Annotated in this window: 23 protein-coding genes; 11 read left to right on the forward strand and 12 right to left on the reverse strand. The window is 49.6% G+C overall.

The annotated features are described in order from the left end of the window. The first annotated feature begins 3 nt into the window (after window positions 1-3). On the forward strand, window positions 4-1,446 hold the full coding sequence (phrB, locus tag IC617_RS03660) for a deoxyribodipyrimidine photo-lyase (protein ID WP_369410354.1): 1,443 nt from the start codon (window positions 4-6) through the stop codon (window positions 1,444-1,446). A gap of 6 nt (window positions 1,447-1,452) precedes the next feature. On the opposite strand, the gene IC617_RS03665 is transcribed toward phrB, so the two are convergent. After that, window positions 1,453-2,799, reverse strand: coding sequence for a GH1 family beta-glucosidase (locus tag IC617_RS03665; RefSeq protein ID WP_191143618.1), 1,347 nt, complete (start codon window positions 2,797-2,799; stop codon window positions 1,453-1,455). Window positions 2,800-3,022: 223 nt separating this feature from the next. Here IC617_RS03665 and IC617_RS03670 point away from each other — a divergent pair, with 223 nt between their 5' ends. The 8 genes from IC617_RS03670 to IC617_RS03705 all read left to right on the forward strand — a co-directional run bounded on the left by IC617_RS03670 (window position 3,023) and on the right by IC617_RS03705 (window position 9,445). Next, window positions 3,023-3,448, forward strand: a complete 426-nt coding sequence (locus IC617_RS03670; protein ID WP_191143619.1) for a nuclear transport factor 2 family protein — start codon at window positions 3,023-3,025, stop codon at window positions 3,446-3,448. Then, a complete protein-coding gene (locus IC617_RS03675; protein ID WP_191143620.1) occupies window positions 3,445-4,245 on the forward strand; it encodes an SDR family NAD(P)-dependent oxidoreductase in 801 nt (266 codons plus the stop codon). Before IC617_RS03670 ends, IC617_RS03675 begins: the two co-directional genes overlap by 4 nt. Then, window positions 4,242-5,537, forward strand: a complete 1,296-nt coding sequence (locus IC617_RS03680; RefSeq protein WP_191143621.1) for an NAD(P)/FAD-dependent oxidoreductase — start codon at window positions 4,242-4,244, stop codon at window positions 5,535-5,537. The genes IC617_RS03675 and IC617_RS03680 overlap by 4 nt, the downstream gene beginning before the upstream one ends. After that, window positions 5,534-6,280 (forward strand): DUF1365 domain-containing protein, encoded by a 747-nt coding sequence (locus IC617_RS03685; RefSeq protein ID WP_191143622.1) that lies wholly within the window; start codon window positions 5,534-5,536, stop codon window positions 6,278-6,280. Before IC617_RS03680 ends, IC617_RS03685 begins: the two co-directional genes overlap by 4 nt. 3 nt (window positions 6,281-6,283) lie before the next feature. Then, window positions 6,284-7,540 (forward strand): SAM-dependent methyltransferase, encoded by a 1,257-nt coding sequence (locus tag IC617_RS03690; protein WP_191143623.1) that lies wholly within the window; start codon window positions 6,284-6,286, stop codon window positions 7,538-7,540. Window positions 7,541-7,586: 46 nt separating this feature from the next. Next, entirely contained in the window at window positions 7,587-8,126 is a 540-nt protein-coding gene (locus IC617_RS03695) for a DUF2878 domain-containing protein (RefSeq protein ID WP_191143624.1), read from the forward strand. 78 nt (window positions 8,127-8,204) lie between these two features. Beyond that, window positions 8,205-8,891: a chalcone isomerase family protein gene (locus IC617_RS03700; RefSeq protein ID WP_191143625.1), complete on the forward strand. Its 687-nt coding sequence runs from the start codon at window positions 8,205-8,207 to the stop codon at window positions 8,889-8,891. Next, on the forward strand, window positions 8,891-9,445 hold the full coding sequence (locus IC617_RS03705) for a DUF3833 domain-containing protein (protein WP_191143626.1): 555 nt from the start codon (window positions 8,891-8,893) through the stop codon (window positions 9,443-9,445). The genes IC617_RS03700 and IC617_RS03705 overlap by 1 nt, the downstream gene beginning before the upstream one ends. Window positions 9,446-9,593: 148 nt before the next feature. On the opposite strand, the gene IC617_RS03710 is transcribed toward IC617_RS03705, so the two are convergent. Then, window positions 9,594-11,783: a malate synthase G gene (locus tag IC617_RS03710; RefSeq protein ID WP_191143627.1), complete on the reverse strand. Its 2,190-nt coding sequence runs from the start codon at window positions 11,781-11,783 to the stop codon at window positions 9,594-9,596. A 233-nt stretch (window positions 11,784-12,016) separates the two neighbouring features. Between IC617_RS03710 and IC617_RS03715 the strand changes: the two genes are divergently transcribed. Further along, complete coding sequence (locus IC617_RS03715) at window positions 12,017-13,549, forward strand: DUF3612 domain-containing protein (protein WP_191143628.1); 1,533 nt, start codon at window positions 12,017-12,019, stop codon at window positions 13,547-13,549. 141 nt (window positions 13,550-13,690) lie between these two features. Further along, window positions 13,691-14,419, forward strand: a complete 729-nt coding sequence (locus tag IC617_RS03720) for a substrate-binding periplasmic protein (protein WP_191143629.1) — start codon at window positions 13,691-13,693, stop codon at window positions 14,417-14,419. A 22-nt stretch (window positions 14,420-14,441) separates the two neighbouring features. On the opposite strand, the gene IC617_RS03725 is transcribed toward IC617_RS03720, so the two are convergent. The 10 genes from IC617_RS03725 to cspD all read right to left on the reverse strand — a co-directional run bounded on the left by IC617_RS03725 (window position 14,442) and on the right by cspD (window position 23,674). Next, window positions 14,442-14,822 carry a PH domain-containing protein gene (locus IC617_RS03725; protein ID WP_191143630.1) on the reverse strand — a complete coding sequence of 127 codons (381 nt, stop codon included), beginning with the start codon at window positions 14,820-14,822 and terminating at the stop codon, window positions 14,442-14,444. A gap of 70 nt (window positions 14,823-14,892) precedes the next feature. After that, window positions 14,893-15,579, reverse strand: a complete 687-nt coding sequence (locus tag IC617_RS03730) for a hypothetical protein (protein ID WP_224745748.1) — start codon at window positions 15,577-15,579, stop codon at window positions 14,893-14,895. A gap of 98 nt (window positions 15,580-15,677) precedes the next feature. After that, the gene (locus tag IC617_RS03735) at window positions 15,678-16,142 is read right to left on the reverse strand and encodes a GNAT family N-acetyltransferase (RefSeq protein ID WP_191143631.1); all 465 of its coding nucleotides are present in this window, start codon (window positions 16,140-16,142) and stop codon (window positions 15,678-15,680) included. A 185-nt stretch (window positions 16,143-16,327) separates the two neighbouring features. Further along, the gene (gene purB / locus IC617_RS03740) at window positions 16,328-17,698 is read right to left on the reverse strand and encodes an adenylosuccinate lyase (RefSeq protein WP_191143632.1); all 1,371 of its coding nucleotides are present in this window, start codon (window positions 17,696-17,698) and stop codon (window positions 16,328-16,330) included. A gap of 28 nt (window positions 17,699-17,726) precedes the next feature. Beyond that, window positions 17,727-18,353 carry a high frequency lysogenization protein HflD gene (hflD, locus tag IC617_RS03745; protein ID WP_224745749.1) on the reverse strand — a complete coding sequence of 209 codons (627 nt, stop codon included), beginning with the start codon at window positions 18,351-18,353 and terminating at the stop codon, window positions 17,727-17,729. Next, window positions 18,350-19,495: a tRNA 2-thiouridine(34) synthase MnmA gene (gene mnmA, locus IC617_RS03750; protein ID WP_224745750.1), complete on the reverse strand. Its 1,146-nt coding sequence runs from the start codon at window positions 19,493-19,495 to the stop codon at window positions 18,350-18,352. The genes hflD and mnmA overlap by 4 nt, the downstream gene beginning before the upstream one ends. Before the next feature lie 90 nt (window positions 19,496-19,585). Next, complete coding sequence (locus IC617_RS03755; protein WP_191143633.1) at window positions 19,586-20,035, reverse strand: NUDIX hydrolase; 450 nt, start codon at window positions 20,033-20,035, stop codon at window positions 19,586-19,588. 44 nt (window positions 20,036-20,079) lie between these two features. Then, entirely contained in the window at window positions 20,080-20,781 is a 702-nt protein-coding gene (gene rluE / locus IC617_RS03760; RefSeq protein ID WP_191143634.1) for a 23S rRNA pseudouridine(2457) synthase RluE, read from the reverse strand. 101 nt (window positions 20,782-20,882) lie between these two features. After that, window positions 20,883-23,111, reverse strand: coding sequence for an NADP-dependent isocitrate dehydrogenase (locus tag IC617_RS03765; RefSeq protein ID WP_191143635.1), 2,229 nt, complete (start codon window positions 23,109-23,111; stop codon window positions 20,883-20,885). Window positions 23,112-23,458: 347 nt separating this feature from the next. Next, window positions 23,459-23,674 (reverse strand): cold shock domain-containing protein CspD, encoded by a 216-nt coding sequence (gene cspD, locus IC617_RS03770; protein ID WP_087506580.1) that lies wholly within the window; start codon window positions 23,672-23,674, stop codon window positions 23,459-23,461. Between the last annotated feature and the right edge of the window lie 79 nt (window positions 23,675-23,753).

Below are 23,753 nucleotides of genomic sequence, written 5' to 3' on the forward strand. Positions count from 1 at the left end.
TTTGTGAGCAATAAAATCTATCAGCGCAGCTGTGTGTGGCTGCGCCGCGACCTTCGTGTGCTGGACAATCCTGCGTTATTCGATGCTTGCCAAACCAGCGAAGCGGTTGTGGCGGTGTATGTGATACCAGCTGCGCAGTGGCAGGAGCATCACAAAAGCGCGATCCAAGCGGATTTGATTCGGCGAACCTTACAGCACCTTCAGCAAGAGTTGGCGCAGCTCAATATTGAGTTAGTTGTGTTGCAAGCCGACAGCTTTGATGATCAGGTCGCGTTGCTGAGTCAGTGCGTCAACACTTGGCAGATTGATGGTTTGTTTGTCAGCCGAGAGTATGAAGTAGACGAGGTGGCCCGCGACAAACGTTTAGTGCAAACACTGAATGACGATATTGCGATTCAGTGGTATGACGAACGTTGTGTTATCAAGCCCAACGCCATAGTGAACGGTAGCGGCCAGCCTTATAAGGTGTTTACCCCCTTTAGCAAAGCGTGGCTAAAGCAACTGCAAGAAAGTGGCTGGCAATGTTTGGCGAAGCCCCAAATGCTCAGCGGTTTGATGAGCGATGTCGATTCGTCGTGCTTGCCGCTGTGTTCCCTTAAGGCTGATGATTGGCCTTACCCGATTGACGACAGCAGTGCATACGCCGCTGATGGCAAAACCGTGCTTGCGCAGCTCAGGGCTTTTAGCGCCGAACGAGCAGAACGCTATCAAGCGGATCGTGATTTTCCAGCGATCGATGGTACCTCAATTCTGTCGCCATACTTGGCGATTGGCAGTTTATCAGCGAAGCAATGCTTGGCTCGGCTTTGCCACGATCATGGGGCCCCATGGGAACTCGCCGACGGCGCTAGAACTTGGTTGACGGAACTCATTTGGCGCGAGTTTTATCAGCACGTGATGGTGGCTTGGCCACATGTCTGCAAGGACAAAGCCTTTAAACCCGATTATGAGGATATTCCCTGGGCCAATGATGAGCAGTTATTTCAGGCGTGGTGTCGCGGCGAAACGGGTTATCCATTGGTGGACGCCGCAATGCGCCAGCTCAATGAGACCGGCTGGATGCACAATCGACTGCGAATGATCGTGGCGTCATTTTTGTGCAAGGATTTATTGATCGATTGGCGTTGGGGCGAGCGCTATTTCATGACCAAGTTGGTCGACGGCGATTTTGCCGCCAATAATGGCGGCTGGCAGTGGGCTGCTTCGACAGGGACCGATGCTGCGCCGTATTTTCGCATCTTCAATCCGGAAACCCAGTCGAAACGGTTCGATGGCCAAGGGCGCTTCATTCAGCAGTATCTGCCGCAATTGCAAGGCGTCGACACTAAATTAATCCATCAAGCTAGCGCCGGCGGGCATTATTTACCGGCGGTTGTGGACCACAAAGAGCGCCGTCAAATGTGTTTGGCGCTCTACCAACAAAGCCTCAATAAAGAAGCGGGTTAAGTATGGTTAAAGAACGGCATTCTCTGCCATTACTGCACTGTAGTAGTGGCCCGACTCTTTGATGATGCGCTGCTGAGTGTCGTATTCGACGCGAATAATACCGAAGCGCTTATCGTAACCAAACGCCCATTCAAAGTTATCGAATAGCGACCACACATAATAACCTTTCAGCGGCACGCCTTCGCTAATGGCGCGATGACAAGCCCGCAGGTGAGTGCGAAGAAATTCGATACGATCCATGTCTTGTACTGTACCATCGCGCTCAACTTTATCGGCTGCCGCCATGCCATTTTCAGTAATGTAAATGGGTAGATCGCCAAAGAACTCTTGTGAGAACTTCAATAGCCAATACATGGCATCTGGCGTAATGGGCCAACCCATGTCCGTGCGAGGATAGGCAGCTGGCATGTCGCAGATGTCAAAGCCCCAGGGCTTGTCACTCGGCCGCACCGGAGGGTGGTTATAAAAGTTGTAACCAATGTAATCGAGCGGTTCGCTGATAATTTTCATGTCCTCAGCGGTGTATTGCGGTAAGTCGCCGAATTCGCGTTGATAGGCAACTTCATCGTATTCACCGGTTAACAAGGGGAACAAGATCTGCGCATTGCGATCTTTAAAAGCTTTGCGCGCTGCATCTAGATAAGGTTCGCTGGTGTGCAGCGGCCATGGGGCAAATAGACACTCGACAATACCAACGATGGCATCCGGTACGTTATTACGGATCGCCCGCACTGCTAGGCCGTGGCCGAGCATGGCGTGGTGCACGGTTTGGTTGGCAACTTGGTCCGTTTCTTTACCACCCGGAGCATGCTGCTCTGTTTTGTGGGCCATGTTGGTGAAGCACATGATTTCGTTGATGGTGCTCCAGCGCTTCACCCGATCGCCCAACGCCTTGGTCACAATATCGGCATAGTCAGCAAATAACTCTGCGACTTTTCGTGATTTCCAGCCGCCATATTTGTCTTGCAACGCTTGTGGCAGATCCCAATGGAATAGGGTGATTAACGGCTCAATACCCGCGGCGAGTAGGTCATCAACTAACTTGCTGTAGAAGTCGATACCAGCCTGATTCACTTCACCTTCGCCATTGGGCAGGATGCGAGGCCAAGCAATCGAAAAACGATAATGCTTGAGACCGAGTTGTTTCATCAGGGCAATATCTTCTGCGGTACGGTGGTAGTGATCACAAGCAACATTGCCGGTGTCGCCATTTAGGGTGCGCCCCGGTAGTCGACTGAACGTATCCCAAGTGGACATGCCGCGCCCATCTTCATTGTACGCTCCTTCGATTTGATAGGCGGCGGTGGCTGCTCCCCATTCGAAGTCAGCAGGAAATTGATAGCTGTTTTTCATTGGTAAACCCTTACTGCAAGATCGTTATGGGCGCTATTAAAACACATTTTTGGCAAAATGAAAGCGTTATCATTTTGTCTTGTTGCCATCTCCCTCGATCTTAATTTAGTGACATCGAGCTGATCCGAGGGCAAATATATGACGTTGAACGGGCTATTACAGCAACAGCTGATACACTCAACTTAAGCGGCGCAAGCAACCACATTTCAAGAGGTCGTCATTGATGCAATGGATTGAAAATTTTAAAGATATGTATGCCAAGCTAGACGCCAGCAATCTTGATTTGCTCGAACAGTTTTATCACCCTGAGGCGGTCTTTGTTGACCCCTTCCATCGGGTCCAAGGTCTCCCTCAAATCAAAGAATATTTCGCTGCTCTGTATAGCAACGTTGAAGCCATTAGTTTTAACTACAACTGGCAGATGGCAGATGACTCGCAGGTTGTGATTGGCTGGACCATGACCTATCAGCACCCACGGATCAATCGCGGCAAATCGGTGGCGTTAGAAGGAGTCAGCCGGATCAGCTTACAGGACAATTTAATCATTCAGCACCAAGACTATTTTGATGGCGGCAGTATGCTATATGAACACTTGCCGGTGCTTGGCGCGGCGATTCGCTTTGTCAAAGGCCGGATGGTGGCAGCATGACAACAAAACCGGTGGTTCTGATTACTGGCGCAACATCTGGCATCGGCTATCAGTTGGCACGCGATTATTTGCAAGCAGGCGTCGCGGTCATCGCAGTTGGTCGCAATAAAGAGCAATTAGTTGATCTGCAACAATTTGGTGCTGATGCAGTTTGCTGCGATTTGGCCGATGCTAAAGCGTGGCAGGCATGCGTTTGGCAACTCGAAGAACGTTACCCGAGCATTGATACCGTCATCCTCAATGCGGGAGTCTGTCACTATGTTGATGACGGTGACGTCGATGCCGAGGTGTTGCAGCAAACTTTGGACGTTAACGTGGTCGCTCCAGTGCGAGTGTTACAAAGCCTGACGCCGTTATTGCAACGGGCCAGCAAGCCGACAGTAGCCATGGTATCGAGCGCATCGGTTTATCTACCCTTTGTTCGGGCTGAATTTTACGGCGCGTCCAAGGCGGCACTGCAGTACATGGGGCACGTGTTGCATACCAGTTTGAAACCAAAAGGAATACAACTGGTGACGGTTATTTTAGGTTTTATCGATACCCCATTGACGCGCAAAAACGATTTTGAGATGCCGATGCTGGCAACGGTTGACGGTGCCAGTGCCGCTATTCGCCAAGGCATTGCTCGCGGCAGTTCAGAGGTGCATTTTCCTCGTTTGTTCTGCGGCATTTTGCGAATGTTACACAAGTTGCCTGCGCCCGCTCGAATATGGCTCGCAGGCAAAATGGTTAAAACAAATCAGGACAACGGGAGCCAATCCCCAACGGGCCACCAACAGGGTGAAACAAGGACATGAAGATAGCAGTTATCGGTAGCGGTATATCAGGGATCTTTGCCAGTTATCATTTGCGCAAAGAACATCAAATCACGTTATTTGAAAAGAACGATTATCTCGGCGGCCACACGGCAACCAAGGAGCTCGATGGTGAGCACCAAGGGCAGGCCATCGACACAGGGTTTATCGTCTTCAATAATCGCACTTACCCGCGATTTCAGGCCTTTTTAGCCGACCTCGGTGTGCCATTCCAAAACACGGATATGAGCTACAGCGTGAGTAACGCTGCGGCCAATCTGGAATACAACGGCCATACATTTTCGACTTTGTTTGCGCAAAAGCGAAATTGGTTGAGCCCGAAGTTCTATCGATTTTTATATGACATTTATCGGTTTAATAAATTGGCCAAAGCGAGCTACGCCAAAGGCGCTATTGACGAGAACCTGTCGTTGCGTGAGTTCTTGGAGCAACACAAGTTCAACCAGTTTTTCCGAGTCAATTACCTGATGTCGATGGGGGCGGCGATTTGGTCCTCATCGATTAAAGATATGGATGAATTTCCGGCGCTGTTCTTTATCCGTTTTTTTGTTAACCATGGTTTGCTGGAGATCACCGATAGGCCGCAATGGTACGTGATTAAAGGCGGCTCGCACCAATACGTCAAAGCCTGGCGTCAGCAAGTTCAAGATGATATTGAGTTTGCCGGCGGTGTCACCTCGGTGCGCCGCAAAGGTTCGTCTGAAACATCGCTGGGTCGAGGCTTTATCGTCAGCCACAGCCATGGCGAGGGTGAATTTGATGCTGTTGTTTTTGCTTGCCATAGCGATCAAGCACTGAAACTGCTAGGTGATAGCGCGTCACCGCGCGAGCGTGAAATTCTTGGCGATATGCCATACCAGCAAAACGATGTGATCCTTCATACCGACATCTCGCGTTTGCCAAAACGTCAGGCAGCTTGGGCAGCGTGGAACTACATGCTAGACGATAGTGACCATCCTCAGGCGACGCTCACATACAACATGAACATCTTGCAGGGATTGGACAGCGAGCATACCTATTGCGTCAGTCTCAACCAAACGGAGCAAATTGATCCGGCCAAGATTATCGGCAAGTACCTTTACGATCACCCAGTATTCAACCGTACCAGTTTTGCCGCGCAGCAGCGCAGAGATGAGATTAATGGCGTCGATGGCTGCTATTTTTGCGGTGCTTATTGGTACAACGGCTTTCACGAAGACGGCGTCCGCTCTGCTCAGGATATCGTTGATTTAATTACCAGTAAATCGAATCAGCAGCCAAGGAATGCGGCATGAAATCGCGACTCTACCGTGGCCAAGTGAGGCATCGACGGTTACGACCGAAAAACAATAGCTTTTGCTATTCGCTATTCATGCCTGCCATCGATTTGGATGAGCTAGCGCAGCTCAATGATGAATTGCGTTGGTTCTCGGTCGACCGCTTCAATTGGGCGCAGTTTCGCCGCGCTGACTACTTCCCCAATAAGCCAGATCTACCAGTCAAACAAGCGGTCATCGAGACCCTCCATGAGCTAACCGGTTATCGTTGTGACGGTCGTATTGAGATGATTGGTCAGCTTCGCTATTTGGGTATTTATTTCAGTCCGATCAATTGTTTTTACTGCTACGACAGTGATGGCCAACTGCAATATTTGCTGGCCGAGGTGAGTAACACGCCGTGGCTTGAAAAACACTATTATGCGGTGAACTGTCGGCGCGCTCGCTGTGGCCAAGAAGCCATGAATAAAGCGTTTCATGTCTCGCCATTCATGGATTTAGACATGGACTATCATTGGCGCATCAAGCCACCGACCAAGCGGCTTCATTTACATATCGAGAATCATGACAGCGAAGGCAAACTTTTCGATGCCACGCTAGCAATGATCCAACAACCACTGAACTCTCGTAACTTGTTCCGAGAGTTAATAAAAACCCCGATCATGACAGTCAGCGTTGTCGCTAAAATTTATTGGCAAGCGCTGAAAATCTGGCTCAAAGGGGTGCCCTACATTCCACATAACATGGATCACAGGAGTTAAGGCATGACGAGTGAAACCTCTGTTGCCGAGCAGGATAATATTGCAGGTACGCAACCCAACATCAGCGCTGTTGCACCCAAGTTACTGACGCGAATGCTTGTTGGGCTGTTGCAACAACTCAAAGTGGGTCAGCTAACACTGCGAGATCAAAATGGCTGGCAGCAAACGTACGGCGACAGTCATTCAGATTTGGCTGCGGAAATTATCGTCACCGACAGTCAATTCTACAAAGCAGTGGTTAGCGGCGGTAGTATCGGCGCGGCAGAGGCCTACATGAATGGTTGGTGGGATAGCCCAGATCTGACCCAAGTGATTCGGTTGATGGCGGCCAACATGGCAACGCTGGATGCCATTGAATCTCAGGCTAGCCCACTGAAGCGTTTGGCGATGAAGTTGGTTCACAAATTCAACGGCAACACCGTTAGCGGCTCGAAGCGCAACATCGCTCATCACTATGACTTGAGTAATGCGTTTTACCAGCTGTTTCTTGACGAAACCATGATGTACTCAAGCGGCGTTTATCCCGATGCCGAAGCATCCTTGCTACAAGCGTCTGAGCACAAACTGAAACTGGTGTGCGACGATTTAGCGCTTACCGAGCAGGACCACTTGCTTGAAATTGGTACTGGCTGGGGCGGCCTTGCCTGTTTTGCCGCCAAGAACTACGGCTGCCAGGTGACCACGACCACCATTAGTGATGCCCAGTATCAATTCGCTTGCAAACGGGTCAAAGAGGCGGGGCTAGAGCACCGGGTGACCGTGCTCAAAGAGGATTACCGGAAGCTTCAGGGCCAGTACTCAAAACTGATTTCGATTGAAATGATTGAAGCCGTTGGCTACGAACATTTGTCGACCTTTTTTGAACGCTGCTCCAGCCTAGTTAAAGACAATGGCAAAATGCTGTTGCAGGTGATCACCATTGCAGACCAACGAGAGCAGTATTACCGCCGCAACGTTGATTTTATACAACGCTATATTTTTCCAGGCGGTTACTTACCTTCGCTTGCTGTTTTGGCCGATAAGGTGGCGCAGTATAGCGATCTAGCAATCCGCCAAGTACGAGATATTGGCCTTGATTACGCTCGCACCCTACAAGATTGGCGGCACAATTTTGATGGCCAGCTGGAGCAGGTCAAAGCACTCGGGTTTGATGACCGTTTTATTCGTATGTGGCGCTTTTACCTATGCTATTGTGAAGGCGGCTTCCAAGAGCGCTCGATTAGTACGGTACAAATGGTACTGGACAAACCGCTTCGCTAAGCTTGGTGCCTGACCGTTATTAGCGCGCACTAAAAAGGATTTGCCATTGTCAAAACGACCCGCTCTGCCTGAATTGCCAAAATCACCACTTTGGTGGATGTTGCTCAATGTCTTTGCATTTCAGTTGTGCTGGTTCAGTTTGGTCACCATCGGCAATGGCGCGGTTCCTTGGGTGATTGCTTGGTTGATCGGCCACTGGTCGTTGTCGCCAACAGCCAATTCCGATCGATATCTAATGGGTGTTTTTGCCGCCATAGGGCTGATTGCCGAGGGCTTTCACTTATACAGCGGTGTGCTGGTGCTACCCGAACGAGCAGGGCCAGTGCCGCCACTTTGGCTCATTGCGTTTTGGCCATTGTTTGCAACCTTGCTCAATCACAGCATCCGCTGGTTATTGGTGCGGCCATGGCTCGGTGCCGTATTGGCTGCCGTTGGCGGCTGGTTTAGCTATTTTGCTGGTGCCAAATTGGCAGGCGGATATTTAGATCCAAGCACTTCCTTCATTATTGCTGTCGAGTGGGCCATTTTGTTTTATCTCAGCGCTATCTGGCTGGTTCCCAAATCATTTCAATTTACTCGTCAATAAAGCGATCTCACTTCACTTTATAAACTGATCCTCGGGCTGTTGATTTACTTAAAACAAGTAACAACCAAGGAGCTTGTTATGTTTCGCTCAATTGATACCAACCCACCTGATATGGCAGCGTTTGCGATTACCAACCGGCCGTCGTTAAGAGTCTTATCAAGTTTTGCTGCGCCATTATTATCTTTGTGGTTTGTGTTGTTCGCGCTGATGTCACCGAATGTTAAAGCGGCCAGTATGTCCACACCTGCGATGTCCAATGCGGCTCAACCTGCAGAGATAACACAAGATCTGAATACGGTAATGAGCGAGCAGTTTATGCTTGGTCAGGCTGAGTTCGACTGGTTGTGGTGGACGGTTTATAAAGCCAAGTTATTTCACCCTACAGGCCAATTCGACTTCAACAGCCTGCCCGGTACGGTGTTACTGCTCAATTACCAGATGGACATCGACAAAGACGATCTCGTAGAGCAAACCATGGCGCAGTGGCAACAACTCGATATTGGCGATCCTCAACAGCAAAAACAATGGTTGAGTGCGCTTGCGCAGTTGTGGCCTGATGTTGTCGAAGGCGATGAATTGATTGTGCGGGTTTTGGCGGACGGCTCTGCAGAGTTCTGGTTTCGCCGCGCTCAACAGTTGTCCAATCTAGGTGTCATTGAATCTGCCGAATTTAGCCGCGATTTTTTGAGTATTTGGCTGCTCGACCGTGCTGAGCATCAAGAGTTTCGTTTAGCCCTGCTCGGGGCCGATAAGGAGTACCGTTAATGATTCGACGGATAATGATGCAAACGGTCAGCAGATTGCGGCTGTTTTTAGGCACCATAGTGCTCGTTGCGATGACCGGCTGTACGCAATCACTGAACGACTATCAGGGCCAACCTGACAAGCTCGATGTGAAAAACTACTTTGACGGCAAACTCATGGCGTGGGGTATTGTCAGTGATCGCAGCGGCACCGTAAAACGGCGTTTTACCGCCACCATCGATGCCAGCTGGCAGGGCAATACTGGCGTGCTTGATGAAGTGTTCCAATTCGATGATGGCGAGCAGCAGACCCGAGTGTGGCAACTTACTGTTGATGGTGATGAGATTTCAGGCACCGCCGGTGATGTTGTTGGCGAAGCGTCCGGTAGCGTGGTGGCCTATGCCATGAACTGGCAATACGATTTGACCATTGAGGTCGACGGCGAAGAGTGGGTGGTGGGGGTGAATGACTGGCTTTATCAGATTGATGATGACGTCATTATCAATATCGGCACCCTGCGTAAATTCGGCTTGGAAGTTGGCCAAGTGGTACTGTTTATGCAAAAACAAAGATAGAGAGCAAGCATAGAAACGAGGCGCCACAAAAGACGATAATCACATTCAGAAAACACATAAAAAAGGGCTCCAACATGGCGCTGGAGCCCGTGACGCAACGGGGTTTACTTAACGGGTCTGTTAGTAACCTCGTTAAACTGAGTTGGTTCTAGTGAGCCATCGCTCCTTGTTTAACCAGCAGACGGTAGTGATGGAGCAGGGGCTCGGTATAGCCACTAGGCTGATGCTCTCCTTCGAAGATCAACGCTCGGGCAGCTTGGAACGCCAAGCTCTTGTCTGGGTTGGCTGACATGGGCTGATAGCCTGCTGTGCCGGCGTTTTGCTCATCAACCACCTGTGCCATTCGCAACATTGTTTTTTGCACTTGGGCATCGTTACAAATGCCATGGTGTAGCCAGTTGGCAATATGCTGGCTTGAAATGCGCAAGGTTGCGCGATCTTCCATCAAGCCAATGTGATTGATGTCTGGCACTTTCGAACAGCCAACACCAAGATCAATCCATCGAACAACATAGCCAAGAATGCCCTGAATATTATTCTCCAGCTCGCGCTCAACGTCGTCATGACTCAACTTTTGCTGACTCTCCGTCATCAAAGGTATGGTCAGAATGTCTTTGAGTTTTGCAGTGGGCCGCTGCTGCAAGCTCTGTTGGACGGCAAACACATCGACATCATGGTAGTGCAGGGCATGCAGCGTGGCAGCCGTTGGTGAAGGTACCCAAGCGGTGTTGGCGCCAGCGCGTGGATGATCGATTTTGGTTTTCATCATCTGCGCCATTTCATCAGGCATTGCCCACATCCCCTTACCGATTTGCGCTTTGCCCGGCAAACCACAAGCGAGGCCAATATCAACATTCCAGTTTTCATAGGCTTTGATCCACACTTGTTCTTTGATGCTGGCTTTGGGCAAAAATGGCCCCGCGTGCATGCTGGTGTGGATCTCGTCACCGGTACGGTCTAAAAATCCGGTATTAATGAAACACAAGCGTTGTTTGGCTTCGCGAATACAGGCCTTGAGATTGACTGTCGTGCGGCGCTCCTCATCCATGATGCCGATTTTTACGGTGTTGGCTGGCAAGCCCAGCATTTGCTCAACCCGCTCGAACATATTACAAGTAAATGCAACTTCATCTGGACCGTGCATTTTCGGTTTGACGATGTAGATACTACCGGTGCGCGAGTTACGGAAACTATCGGCATCAGATTTTTGCAGATCTTGCATCGCAATCAGGCAAGTGACCACGGCATCAACAATCCCTTCAGGCGCTTGCTGGCCGTGCTGGTTGCACATCAAATCAGTGGTCATCAGCAGGCCGACATTGCGGCACAGCAGTAAAGAGCGACCATGTAAGCGGATCTCTTCGCCACTCTTGCCAGTGTAGAAGCGATCTTTGTGCATCTGCCTTAGCATGGTGCTGCCAGCTTTCTCAAAAGAGGCATGGAGATCGCCATGGATCAGCCCCTGCCAGTTGCGATAAGCGTGGATCTTATCTTCGGCATCGACCGCAGCTACTGAGTCCTCAAAGTCCATGATGGTCGTTACTGCCGATTCGATCAGAATGTCATTAATGCCGGCTAAATCATGTTCGCCGATACGGCCTTTGCGATTGATGATCAGCTCAACATGCAGGCCATTGTTCTTCATCAGAATCGCCGTTGGCTGTTCTTTGTGGCCCGTTAAGCCAACAAATTGACAAGGCGTGTGAAGGCCACTTTGGGTGCCATCTGGGAAGCACGCCAACAAGTGTTTGTAGTAAACCACGTAGGCGCTAACATTGTGGTGAGAGCCATGCTCTAGCGGAAAGACCCGATCTAAATAATCTTTGGCTTGCTTGATCACCGCAGTGCCGCGTGCTTCATTGTAGCGCTTGCCGGGCTTCAAACCGTTAACGCGTGGGATCACATCGGTGCCGTAGAGCGCGTCGTACAAGCTGCCCCAGCGTGCATTGGCGGCATTTAGCGCAAATCGTTCGTTGGCAATTGGCACAACCAGCTGCGGCCCAGCGATGGTGGCAATCTCATCATCAACATTGGTGGTTTCAATGGTGAAATCTTCGCCTTGGTCACGAAGGTAACCAATGTCGGTTAGAAATTGTTGATAGTTATCGGCATCAAAGCGTTCGCCTTGGTGCTGATGGTGGTAGTGATCGATTTGTTGCTGCAAGCGATCGCGAGTGTCCAGCAGTGATTGATTCACTGGGCTGAGATCATCCACGAGTTGCTCAAAATCTTGCCAGAACTGCACTGGGTTTAAGTCAGTGGCAGGGAGTACTTCGTTATTAATAAAATTATAGAAATCCTGATTTATCTGGCTGTTTTGTTGGGCTGGCATTGTCATGGCCTGATCCTCCGAAACTTAGTCTCTCCAATACGCAATACGTTGTTGCGTGATTTTTGTTGATTCCCTAGCCTCGGCTGCTGCGTCCTTGTTGAACGCGTTGGTCGTTCACTTTGTGCAGCACCTCTCATTCATGCCATTGAATGACGGTTGCCGTGCTTGGTTATTTTGTAGTCTAGTGAAAACATAACTAGAATTTCACAATAAAAATTTCACACTGTGAATTTTACAAAATGAAGCCAACAAAAAGCTTAATGAGAAAGAGTCACTTTCTCGGTACCAAAATTAGAAACCTGCGCAAGCGCAACCATTTAACCATGGAAGACTTGTCATCTCGCTGTGTACGGCTCGATCCTGAATCGGCGCCGTCGGTCTCCTATTTGTCGATGATTGAGCGGGGCAAGCGGGTGCCGAGTGTCGCCATGTTAGAAGTGATTGCCTCGGTGTTTCAAAAGCAGCCGGATTGGTTTCTTGATGATGTTCCCGAGGAGCAGGCGATCACCCCAAACAAAGGCTCGCGCGGCGGTATTGATGGCATGGCCTTAGAGCCAAGCTTTTTGTTTTCGAATGATATTTTGCAGATTGCCATTCCAGAAATGTTGTCCCAAACGGGCACCACTGGGCGTCAATTTGCTCACCTGTTGATCCGCGCTCACCAAGAGCATCACCAGAATCATTTTCCCGATTTAGAGCGAGCAGCTGAGGAAGTAGGGCAAAAACGAATGCCCCTGAGCATTGACGATCTGATGGAAATCATTGCTCGATTTGGCGTCAAGTTAAAGTGGTTTCAGCGTGCTCCGAGTGATATTCACACTCCCCTTGGAGCGACCAGCAAAGGCGTGACGACCTCATTTTTTGAACCGCCTCATACCCTTCACCTGAACGAAATTCTCAAACAATTTCCAACTCGGTTGAAATACGATTTAGCGGTCCACATCGGCCACTGCGTGTTGCACAACAAAGACGGCCTAAAAAGCATCATGCGAGTTGGTGGCCATGACTCTGATTTAATTGATGAACACGGCAATACCGCGGTGCAGTCATCGACCATGGATCAACAAGATATTCTTCATGCTTGGCGTGACTTTGAATCGAGTTTTTTCGCCGGCGCACTGCTTTGCCCAAAAGTGCCGTTTCGCCAGTTGCTCGATCGCCATGGTTACGAAATTGCGGTAAACAAAATGGTTGATGTGTCGGCCTCGGTTGCCATGCGCAGAATGACGGCAGTGTCGCCCTATGCCCACTGGCACTATTTTGATGCCTATGCACCGGGCAAACTCAAAGCAGTGTATCGGGGCAATGGTATTCCGCTGCCTTGGGGCAATATGCGAGCAGTGGAAGATCCCTGTCAGCACTGGGCAGTGTTTCGGATGATCAATCAACCAGCTAAAGGCACTTCGGCACAAATCTCGATTTTAAATGTTGGCAATGAACCTCGCATCTATTGTTGTGAATCGGTCAAAGTGAAAGACTTGGCGGGTAATAGTCATGTGCTTTGCGCCGGAATCGACTTGAATCCGGCAATTGACGCTCAGGGAGGGGACAGCTTGACGCTGGCTGATGATTTGCGACGTATCTGCGTTGCTGGTGGTGGCTCAGCCAAGATGCCGATTAAAATTCAGGACGATTTGATGAGTGTTGCTCGAATTTTGAATATTAATTGGATTGAACGCGGTATCTACAATGATGCGCGATTGATTTGCTCTCGCGGCGCTTCTTGCCCCCGTGAGCCAAGTTGCTACGAGCCATTGCAATCGGTGATCTGAGTACAGCGAGATCTGACCAGTTTAGGTTGATTGTTGAGCACTACCAATACCGCTAAAATACCAGCCCAAATTGCTCAATCTGCGTAGGCGAAAATATCGCTTGTTGCAGAACATTCAATCGTCCGGTGTTAGGGAGCCCAATTGCCACTTTTCAAGTTTGTCCGGTTCGTTGTTATCGGCACTAGCCTTTGGTTATCCAATGCTGCTGCCATTGACCAGCCGACTTTAACGCTGGCGACTCACAATTTGTGTCCTTACGGCTGTTACCCCGTCGGCGTATCTAAAGCGAATAATCCTCAATTCAGCGGCATTGCGGTGAAAACCGTCCAATGTGTCGTGGCTCAAATGAACTGGCGCTTGGAGATTAAAGTGCTGCCGTGGACCCGCGCTCAGCAAATGGCCCAATCTGGCGAGGTTGATGGATTCTTTGCTGCTTCACAAAAAGCTGAGCGAGACCAGTTTGCTGTGATGTCCGATACCATTGCTGAGCAAAACTGGCAGTGGTTTTTGTTGAAAGATTCCGTGTTTGACCCAAGCGACGCCGACTTTAAAAGCCAGGCTCGAGTTGGCGGATTTAATGGCTCTAACATGTTGGCTTGGCTTGAAGGAAATGACTTTCACGTTGTCGCCAGGCCGCCAGGTACAGAGAAGCTACTACGTACTTTGCTGGCAAAGCGTGTCGATGCCATTTTGGCAAACGAGCGGGTGATGACAGAACTGCTAGTGCGTCGCAATCAACTTGCTGAAGTGAAGTCGTATCCGCTGTTGAATAAGCCTTTAGGGGTTTATTTCGACAAACGATTTCTCGCCCAGCACCCCGATTTTCTGAGTCAATTTAACGCTCATATTGAAACATGCCGCCACGATTAACGGTGGCGGCCATGAGCAGTCATTACTTGCCAGCAATACCTTGGGCAATGGCTTTTTGAATGGCAACAATATTGGCGCCACTTTTGAATTGCTTGACCAGCGGTTCTTTTTTGCTCGAGATCCAGATTTTTAACTCTGCATCCATATCAAAGGTGCCCGCCGTTTCAACGGCAAATTGACTAATCGACTTAAACGGAATCGAATGATATTCGACTTTCTTGCCGGTGACGCCTTGCCGATCGACCAGAATTAAACGGTATTCGGTGAACACGAACATATCTCGGATCAGTTTGTAGGCTTGGGTGATGCTCTCGCCGTCAAACAGAATGTTGTCGAACTCGGCTTGCAGCTCTTCGCTGTCGATTTCTGAGGCATTGCCCATCAGGCCACTTAACAGTCCCATTGTTACTCCTTTATTTTTTATTGCTATTCGACTGCAAGCTTATGACAAAAGGGCAGATTTGCGAGTATTTCTATGCGCTTTTTTCTTTATTGAGAACGGCTAACAGTAATACATAAAAACACAAGACAACGTTGAATAGCGGGATCTGAAGCGCCGGTGGCATCGAATAAATAGCCGTCACCGCGGGGATCCAAACAAGCCAGTTAGAGGCGATATTGGCAGGAATGTTGAGCGTAAAGATCTGCTTGTTGAGGGCGCCGCGCCAACGCTTGTAGCTAAAGCCCTGTTCTTTCCATAAGAACATCAATGCAACAAATGGCGCTGCATAAAAAGCACTGTAGATAAACTGATCGACGGCAACTTTCTTCGCCAGCGTGCCAATGTCAGTACCGTGGCCAAATAGTTCTCCCTGAAAGCGGTACAAGGTATCAACGCAGGCGCCGAGCCAAGCCCATATCACCAAGTAGAACAGTAGTTGGGCGATTGGTTGTCGCTCAATTTTGCCTGAGAAAAATAGGTAGGTGAACGGCAATAGACCGCCAAAGATAGCGGTTGAGACCATGGCATAGTGAATACCATATTGGGCTTTTAAATCGGCAAAAAACATGAATGCAGGCAAAGTTGCCGGCACCAAGTAGTAGCACAGCACGATTGCAACAGCGAATGATTGCAGTGCAATAGCGGGTTTTAAGTTCTGCAAAAATGCAGCTTTAATCATCGAAAACAACATCGCGCCGAAAATTCCTGAAATGGCCATAGGCTAGGGCACTGAGATGGTATCAACGCCCAGATAAACGGCAAAGCCGTTTATCAAATTTCATCATGGGCGAATTGAAATACGTTGGCTGAGTTGAATTAATGCAAATAGGACAGATCGGGAAGTTTGACATCGTCGGCTGAGCAGATCAGCTGTTGGTGGGGGATGCCTTCTTCCATAAACACTGGCCCAACGGGGTTGGCCGCGCACTGCGAAAATTTGTCGATATCACCTAACTCGGGTTTCATGAACACATCGGATAATTGCTGGTGCCTGGCTACCCGAAACAAGCTTTTGGTGATGGCCTGACCCAGCCCTTGATTTCGGTGCTCCATCACCACGGCAATTCGGCCTATTTCACCATTGCGGCAGAGTCGCCCGGTACCAACTGGTGTGCCGGCCCGATCGCAAGCGAGGATATGCCACGCGTGTTCATCGTTGCCGTCAAATTCGCTACGGGGGTCAACTCTTAGTTCACAAACAAACACGCGATAGCGGACCTGTTGTAATAGTGGTCGGGCATCGTGCCAGTTAACCTGACGTACTTGGAATTTACTTACCATAGGTTTCGCTTGGGTCAGAAATGGTAACAAAAAAGCCTAGCTCAACTGGTTAAAAATTCAACAATCTAAATGGTAAGTTTTTTTAGATGCTGGCAATCATTCACTACAACAAGCAGACCTTAACGAGCAGAAACGAAAAAGGGAGCAACAATCGCTCCCTTTGTGATACCGGTAATCGTGATGAATTAGGCTAACTCATCAACGAATGCGATGGCGCGGCCGATGTAGCTCGCCGGTGTCCATTGCTTCATTTCTTCTTTCACTGCTTCTGGCAATTCCAGTGTATCGATAAATGCCGCCATACCTGGGCCATCAACGCGCTTGCCGCGAGTCAGCTCTTTCAGTTTTTCGTATGGCTTTTCAATCGCATAGCGACGCATAACTGTTTGTACTGGCTCGGCCAATACTTCCCAGTTTTGGTCCAATTCGGCCAGCAAAGAGGCTTCATTGACTTGCAGTTTGCTGATGCCTTTCAAAGTTGCCTGAATCGCAATCAAAGAATGCGCACAACCAACGCCAATATTACGCAACACAGTTGAGTCGGTCAGATCGCGCTGCCAACGGCTAACTGGCAGTTTCGCCGCCAAGTGGCCAAACAGTGCATTGGCGATACCAATATTGCCTTCTGAGTTTTCGAAATCAATTGGGTTGACTTTGTGTGGCATGGTGGAGCTACCAATTTCGCCGGCAACAGTTTTTTGCTTAAAGTGACCCAGTGCGATGTAACCCCAAACATCACGGTCAAAGTCGAGCAATACTGTGTTGAAACGAGCATAGGCATCAAACAGCTCAGCAATATAATCGTGAGGCTCGATTTGGGTGGTGTATGGGTTCCAAGTCAGACCTAAGCTGGTAACAAACTCTTCGGAGAACTTGTGCCAGTCAACATCTGGGTAGGCAGACAAGTGAGCATTGTAGTTACCCACTGCACCATTGATTTTACCCAAGATTTCAACGCCTTTTACTTGCTCTAACTGACGTTGCAAGCGAATGTAAACGTTGGCCATTTCTTTACCCATGGTGCTTGGTGAAGCAGGCTGACCGTGGGTACGCGACATCAATGGAATGCTCTTGTACTCAATCGCTAACGCTTTAATGGCATCAGTCAGTTGTGTCATGAATGGCACTAACACATCGTTGCGTGCTTCGCTCAGCATCAAGCCGTGAGACAAGTTATTGATGTCTTCTGAGGTACAAGCAAAGTGAACAAACTCACTTACCGCGTTAAGCTCTGCATTATCCGCAATTTGCTCTTTAATGAAGTACTCAACCGCTTTGACATCATGGTTGGTGGTGCGCTCAATGTCTTTAATTCGCTGGGCGTTGGCTTCGGAGAAATTAGCTACTAGCGCATCTAATACCGCATTGGCGTCGTCAGATAGTGCTGGTACTTCGGCGATAGCGGGTGTTGCCGCAAGTTTTTGCAACCAACGGACTTCGACGGTTACCCGGTATTTGATCAAGCCGAACTCACTGAAGTAAGGGCGCAGATCAGCAGCTTTACTGCCATAGCGGCCATCAACAGGAGAAAGTGCGGTAAGAGAGGATAATTCCATGGGGTTGCTCCGATGCCTCGATTAACGATTAAAACGAAATAATGGATTTGGTAGCGGCGATCATCTTTTTCCGCCCGAGCAGAAATTGCAGTCGATTACCACCAAGCTGACGCCACAATACTGCAGCGCGAACGCCGGCTAACAATGTGGCTCGAATTTTATTTTGATTGGCTGTGGGTTTCAGGTTGGCTGGTGCGCCGGCGACCTGAATTCGTTGGCCGACAGGGCTGACGATATCACTGTAGATTGAGGCCAAGCCTGCGATCATTTGATCATCAAGCAGCTCCGAGTGAGCTAACTGACGCTTACTGTGTTCAATGCGTTCGGCTAATGCGGCAAAGGCGCCATCGGCTTTGCGTAAGCGGCGTTCTAACGCCAGCAGGGCCACGCTGTAGCGAAACACGTCCATATTGCGCGGCTGCGACTTTGGTTCAATGTGCGATAGCAGATGACGAGCACCGGTACGGACATTGCCGATACCGCCGAACACATCGGCGGTGTTGTCTGGCTCGGTCAGCAAAATACTGTTCAGGGAAATTTCCAGTAAGTCTTGATCCGCATTGCCGTTGCGAGCGATTTGGCTGACAACATAGGCGCTTTGACAAACGGCCGAAAGGGCAATCATTCGCTCGCCATAAATACTCATATCGGTCATTCAGCAACTGCTCCTGATTGTTCTGGGCTGCGGATTAGCTGATCGATGATCGCGCCTCCGAGGCATACTTCCTGTTGATAGAACACCACGGATTGGCCTGGCGTCACAGCGGTTTGTGGCTCATCAAATACCACTTCGACTTTGCCATCTTCGATGGGCGTGGCGGTAGCCGGAAGATCCTGTTGGCGATAACGAGTTTTCACCGTGCAGCGAGTCGGGCCTGATAATGGCTCACGGCTCACCCAATGCTGTTGTTCAGCAATCAATCCATTGGAGAACATGCGCGGGTGTTCAGCGCCTTGGGCAACAATCAATTCGTTAGTTTCAATATTTTTATCGACCACATACCAAGGATCGGTAGAGGCATCTTTGCGGCCACCAATGCCAAGGCCTTTGCGCTGCCCCAAGGTGTGGTACATCAAGCCCTGATGTTGGCCCATGGCTTCGCCATCGACGCTAACGATATTGCCAGGTTGAGCCGGCAAGTAGCGCTTCAGGAAGTCGGTGAACTTGCGCTCGCCAATGAAGCAGATGCCAGTTGAATCTTTTTTCTTGGCAGTGATGAGGTCTTGCTCTTCAGCGATACGGCGTACTTCTGGTTTTTCCAATTCGCCGACAGGAAATAGCGTGCGGGCAACGTGCTCTTCACCCAAGGTGTAGAGGAAGTAACTCTGATCTTTGTTGTTATCCAAGCCGCGCAGCATTTGCCAACGGCCATCGATTTGACGGCGGCGGACGTAATGCCCCGTGGCGATGTAGTCGGCACCTAGATCTTCACAAGCGAAATCAAGAAATGCTTTAAACTTGATTTCCTTGTTGCACATGATGTCAGGATTTGGCGTGCGGCCGGCCTTGTATTCAGCCAAGAAATACTCAAATACCCGATCCCAATATTCGGCCGCAAAGTTAATGGTGTGAAGCTCAATATCCAACTTGTCACAAACGGCTTGGGCATCTGCCAAATCTTCAGCCGCTGAGCAGTATTCATCGGTATCGTCTTCTTCCCAGTTCTTCATGAACAAGCCTTCAACCTGATAGCCTTGCTGTTTCAGTAGATAAGCTGATACAGACGAATCCACGCCGCCGGACATTCCGACAATCACGCGTTTTTCAGAGCAATCATTGATGGCAACATCAGTCATGGTAAAGAACAGTCCTCACACTAATTTTGGGCGCGCGATTCTAACATGATTCTGGTCAGACAGTAAGCACCGAAATTGGCAGAGCTCGGATCAGGGCAGCTGGCAGTGCAGCAAGTCCAACGAAAAGCGTTTGCCTGCCAGATAATCATCGGTGCAGGTCAGCACAAACTGGCTGCGAAGCGAGCGCTTCGCTATGTCATCTCGGCTGAGCCAATGACAGGCGTGAATGGCCGGATCGATGGGCGTAAGCTGCGGCGCATCGGCGATTTTGGCATAGAAACAGAAGCGTAAATAAATCACGTTGCCGCGCTGGTTGGGGAATTGATAAATGCCAACTAAGCCCTCTGGTTCAAGTTGCAGGCTCGTTTCTTCATGCAGTTCGCGTTTGGCCGCTTCAATGAGGGTTTCGCCGGCTTCGATGTGGCCGGCCGGTTGATTAAACTGCATGTTGCCGCGGATATTCTCTTCGACAAATAAAAAGCCCTGAGGCGATTCAATGACCCATGCGACGGTCGTATTCGGGCGGTAGCGTTCTGTCATTGGTTGTCCTTGTGTGACTGGTCATTGGATTGACCTGCCCATTATCAACTTGCCGGTGTTTCAGCGCGGCGCCATTGGCCATTGGCAATGCCATCAAGCGTCCAGCGGCCAACTCGGTAGCGGATCAAACGCAATGTTGGAAAGCCGATTGCCGCGGTCATTCGTCTAACTTGACGATTGCGTCCCTCAATAATGCTGATCTCAAGCCAGCTATCGGGAATGGATTGGCGCACCCGAATGGGTGGGTTGCGAGGCCAGATGTCCGGCTCATCAATGCGTTTGACTTCAGCAGGCAAGGTCGGGCCATCTTTTAATTCAATGCCATCTCGCAGTAATTGCAAATCCAGTTCACTGGGATCACCTTCAACCTGCACCCAATAGGTCTTACGTGTTTTCTTACCTGGCTGGGTCAGCTGTGCATTGAGTTTACCGCTATTGGTCAGCACCAACAGGCCCTCGCTGTCGCGATCGAGGCGTCCGGCAGCGTAAACATTGGCAACATCAACATAGTCAGCCAGAGTTTTACGACCCGCTTGATCAGTAAATTGGCACAGTACATCAAAGGGCTTATTGAACAGAATAACTTGTGTTGGTTGTTTCGGCGCTGATGATGTTGCCGCTTTGCGGTTGGTGCTTTTGTTTGGCTTTGTTGAGCGCTGCGAGTGGCCGCGGCGAGACGGATTGCCATTTCGAGGTTTTCTGTTTTTGCTTGAGTTTGCTTTGTTGGCGAGGCCAGAACGCGTCATTGATTGCTAAAAAGTTGATGAGTAAACGCTGCAATCTTAACAAACAAAAAGGCAACGCCGAAGCGTTGCCTTTACTCAGAGTGAGTTATTGCCGATTTAGCTTAAAGTGCCGCCAACGCGTTGTTGAAGGTTGCACTTGGACGCATTGCGGCTGCGCCTTTGGCATCATCTGGCTGGTAGTAGCCGCCAATATCCATGGCCTGACCTTGAACTTCGTTTAGCTCACTGACAATCACTTGCTCATTTTCGGTGAGTGCTTTGGCCAGCGGTGCAAACTTGGCTTGTAATTCGGCATCGTCAGTTTGTGCTGCCAGCGCTTGTGCCCAGTACATTGCCAAGTAGAAGTGGCTGCCACGGTTGTCTAGCTCGTTAACACGACGAGATGGTGACTTGTTGTTATCGAGGAACAAGCCGTTGGCAACGTTCAGTGCATCGGCCAGTACTTTTGCTTTGGTGTTGCCAGTCTTGCCAGCCAAGTCTTCCAGTGATACCGCCAGAGCAAGGAATTCACCCAAAGAGTCCCAACGTAAGTGGTTTTCTTTTTCGAATTGCTGAACGTGCTTCGGTGCAGAACCACCTGCACCAGTTTCAAACAGACCGCCACCAGCGAGCAGCGGCACGATAGAGAGCATCTTAGCGCTGGTGCCCAGTTCTAAAATTGGGAACAAATCAGTCAGGTAATCGCGCAATACGTTACCCGTCACTGAAATGGTATCTTGGCCAGCTTTAACCCGCTCTAGGGTATAAGCGGTGGCATCAACTGGTGCTAGGATCTTAATTTCCAAACCAGTGGTGTCGTGCTCAGGCAAGTAAGCGTTAACCTTTTTGATCAGGTTGGCATCGTGAGCGCGATTTTCATCAAGCCAGAATACCGCTGGATTACCCGTTGCTTTGGCACGGTTAACGCCTAACTTCACCCAGTCTTTAATCGGCAAGTCTTTGGTTTGACACATGCGGAAGATGTCGCCTTCGGCAACGACGTGTTCCATCAGTGTTTCGCCAGCTTGGTTGACGACGCGAATCGAGCCTGCGCCAGGCGCTTTAAAGGTCTTATCGTGAGAGCCGTACTCTTCAGCTTTTTGTGCCATCAGACCAACGTTCGCGACGTTACCCATGGTGGTAACATCGAAAGCACCATTGGCTTTACAGAACTCAATCGTTTGTTGGTAAACACCGGCATAGTTGCGATCTGGGATCATGAACTTGGTGTCAGCCAACTGACCATCAGGGCCCCACATTTGACCAGATGAACGAATCGCTGCTGGCATTGACGCATCAATAATCACGTCGCTTGGAACGTGCAGGTTAGTGATGCCACGGTCCGAATCCACCATGGCCATCGCCGGGCGAGTTTCGTAGACCGCTTGAAGATCTGCTTCGATAGCTTCGCGTTGGGCTGCTGGTAGGCTGGCAATCTTGGCATAGACATCGCCCACGCCATTGCTTGGGTCTACGCCCAGCTCTTCAAACAATGCGGCGTGCTTGTCGAATACTTCTTTGTAGTAAACGGTGACGGCGTGGCCGAACATGATTGGGTCAGAAACTTTCATCATGGTGGCTTTCAAGTGCAATGACAGCAGCACGCCTTGCTCTTTGGCTTGTTGCGTTTGTACTTCAAAGAATTCGCGCAACTTGGCAACGTTCATCACTGCGGAGTCAATGACTTCGCCAGCCTGCAGCGGCGTAGAAGCTTTTAATACTTGGGTGTCGCCCGATGCGGCAACAAATTCGATTTTGACGTCATCCGCTTGTTCCACGATGACCGATTGCTCGCTACCGTAGAAGTCGCCTTCGCTCATGTGAGCAACGTGAGATTTTGAATCTGCAGACCAAGCGCCCATCGAATGAGGGTTTTTCTGCGCATACGCTTTAACTGGTGCAGCAACGCGGCGGTCGGAGTTGCCCTCACGCAAAACCGGGTTTACTGCACTACCAAGCACTTTGGCGTAGCGTGCTTTGATCTCTGCTTCCGCTTCGTTTTGCGGCTCTTCAGGGAAGTTTGGAATGTCGTAACCGTGCGCTTGCAGCTCTTTGATAGCGGCGTTGAGCTGTGGAATTGATGCGCTGATATTCGGAAGTTTGATGATATTGGCTTCTGGCGTTTTTGCCAGTTCACCGAGTTCAGCCAGTGCGTCTGAGATGCGTTGCTCTTCGGTCAGGTTTTCAGGGAAGTTGGCAATAATACGGCCAGCCAGAGAGATGTCCCGAGTTTCAACGCCAACATCGGCGGCTTTGGCAAATGCTTCAACGATAGGAAGTAATGAATAAGTTGCTAGGGCAGGGGCTTCATCAGTTTTGGTATAGATAATTCTTGAGGTTGGCTCAGACATTTAGTTTCCCTTTTAATTAAATATTTTTCGTCACCAGCAGCTGTGTGATTCGCATTCTGGGAGATGCAGATGCACGTCAGAGTGTTAAGTCGATCAAAAAAACGGCGGACATTATAGCAGTAAGTATGCCAATAGAATAGTCGTTGAAATAGACCGTTTGGGTCCATTTATATTCTTGAATAACAACAAGTTACGATAATGTTGAGACGGTGAGGCGAAAGGCTTTTGACCAATGTCTAACTCACAGTTAGAAAATCGAATAATTACAACTGGTTAGCGTTTCTTATTGGCGCTAAAACAGAAAAAGCAGGCCGAAGCCTGCTTCATAAAATATTGTTCGAGGTACGTTATTTCTCGTCGCTAACCTGCGAGATTTTAAGCGCGTGATTGCCCTTGGGGCCTTCATGCAGCTCAAATTGTACTTCCTGTCCCGCTTTTAACGTGCGATAACCATCCATTTCAATAGTCGAGTAGTGCGCAAACACGTCCTCGCCACCGCCATCTGGACAAATGAAACCGAACCCTTTGGCGTTATTGAACCATTTGACTTTTCCGGTAGCCATACTTCTACATCCTTCCATTTACGACTGAACTTTGTTCTGCCAAAATCAATGTGTGACAGACGTTGATTGAACAAAATTT

It is taken from the genome of Neiella litorisoli, assembly GCF_014773395.1.
Classification (GTDB): Bacteria; Pseudomonadota; Gammaproteobacteria; order Enterobacterales; family Neiellaceae; genus Neiella; species Neiella litorisoli.

What these genes read in the sequence shown, in the direction of transcription:
- IC617_RS03665 (WP_191143618.1), bottom strand. Translation starts at nt 2,799, where the DNA reads ATGAAAAACAGCTATCAATTTCCTGCTGACTTCGAATGGGGAGCAGCC.
- IC617_RS03670 (WP_191143619.1), top strand. Translation starts at nt 3,023, where the DNA reads ATGCAATGGATTGAAAATTTTAAAGATATGTATGCCAAGCTAGACGCC.
- IC617_RS03675 (WP_191143620.1), top strand. Translation starts at nt 3,445, where the DNA reads ATGACAACAAAACCGGTGGTTCTGATTACTGGCGCAACATCTGGCATC.
- IC617_RS03680 (WP_191143621.1), top strand. Translation starts at nt 4,242, where the DNA reads ATGAAGATAGCAGTTATCGGTAGCGGTATATCAGGGATCTTTGCCAGT.
- IC617_RS03685 (WP_191143622.1), top strand. Translation starts at nt 5,534, where the DNA reads ATGAAATCGCGACTCTACCGTGGCCAAGTGAGGCATCGACGGTTACGA.
- IC617_RS03690 (WP_191143623.1), top strand. Translation starts at nt 6,284, where the DNA reads ATGACGAGTGAAACCTCTGTTGCCGAGCAGGATAATATTGCAGGTACG.
- IC617_RS03700 (WP_191143625.1), top strand. Translation starts at nt 8,205, where the DNA reads ATGTTTCGCTCAATTGATACCAACCCACCTGATATGGCAGCGTTTGCG.
- IC617_RS03705 (WP_191143626.1), top strand. Translation starts at nt 8,891, where the DNA reads ATGATTCGACGGATAATGATGCAAACGGTCAGCAGATTGCGGCTGTTT.
- IC617_RS03710 (WP_191143627.1), bottom strand. Translation starts at nt 11,783, where the DNA reads ATGACAATGCCAGCCCAACAAAACAGCCAGATAAATCAGGATTTCTAT.
- IC617_RS03715 (WP_191143628.1), top strand. Translation starts at nt 12,017, where the DNA reads ATGAAGCCAACAAAAAGCTTAATGAGAAAGAGTCACTTTCTCGGTACC.
- IC617_RS03725 (WP_191143630.1), bottom strand. Translation starts at nt 14,822, where the DNA reads ATGGGACTGTTAAGTGGCCTGATGGGCAATGCCTCAGAAATCGACAGC.
- IC617_RS03730 (WP_224745748.1), bottom strand. Translation starts at nt 15,579, where the DNA reads ATGGCCATTTCAGGAATTTTCGGCGCGATGTTGTTTTCGATGATTAAA.
- IC617_RS03735 (WP_191143631.1), bottom strand. Translation starts at nt 16,142, where the DNA reads ATGGTAAGTAAATTCCAAGTACGTCAGGTTAACTGGCACGATGCCCGA.
- purB (WP_191143632.1), bottom strand. Translation starts at nt 17,698, where the DNA reads ATGGAATTATCCTCTCTTACCGCACTTTCTCCTGTTGATGGCCGCTAT.
- hflD (WP_224745749.1), bottom strand. Translation starts at nt 18,353, where the DNA reads ATGACCGATATGAGTATTTATGGCGAGCGAATGATTGCCCTTTCGGCC.
- mnmA (WP_224745750.1), bottom strand. Translation starts at nt 19,495, where the DNA reads ATGACTGATGTTGCCATCAATGATTGCTCTGAAAAACGCGTGATTGTC.
- IC617_RS03755 (WP_191143633.1), bottom strand. Translation starts at nt 20,035, where the DNA reads ATGACAGAACGCTACCGCCCGAATACGACCGTCGCATGGGTCATTGAA.
- rluE (WP_191143634.1), bottom strand. Translation starts at nt 20,781, where the DNA reads ATGACGCGTTCTGGCCTCGCCAACAAAGCAAACTCAAGCAAAAACAGA.
- IC617_RS03765 (WP_191143635.1), bottom strand. Translation starts at nt 23,111, where the DNA reads ATGTCTGAGCCAACCTCAAGAATTATCTATACCAAAACTGATGAAGCC.
- cspD (WP_087506580.1), bottom strand. Translation starts at nt 23,674, where the DNA reads ATGGCTACCGGAAAAGTCAAATGGTTCAATAACGCCAAAGGGTTCGGT.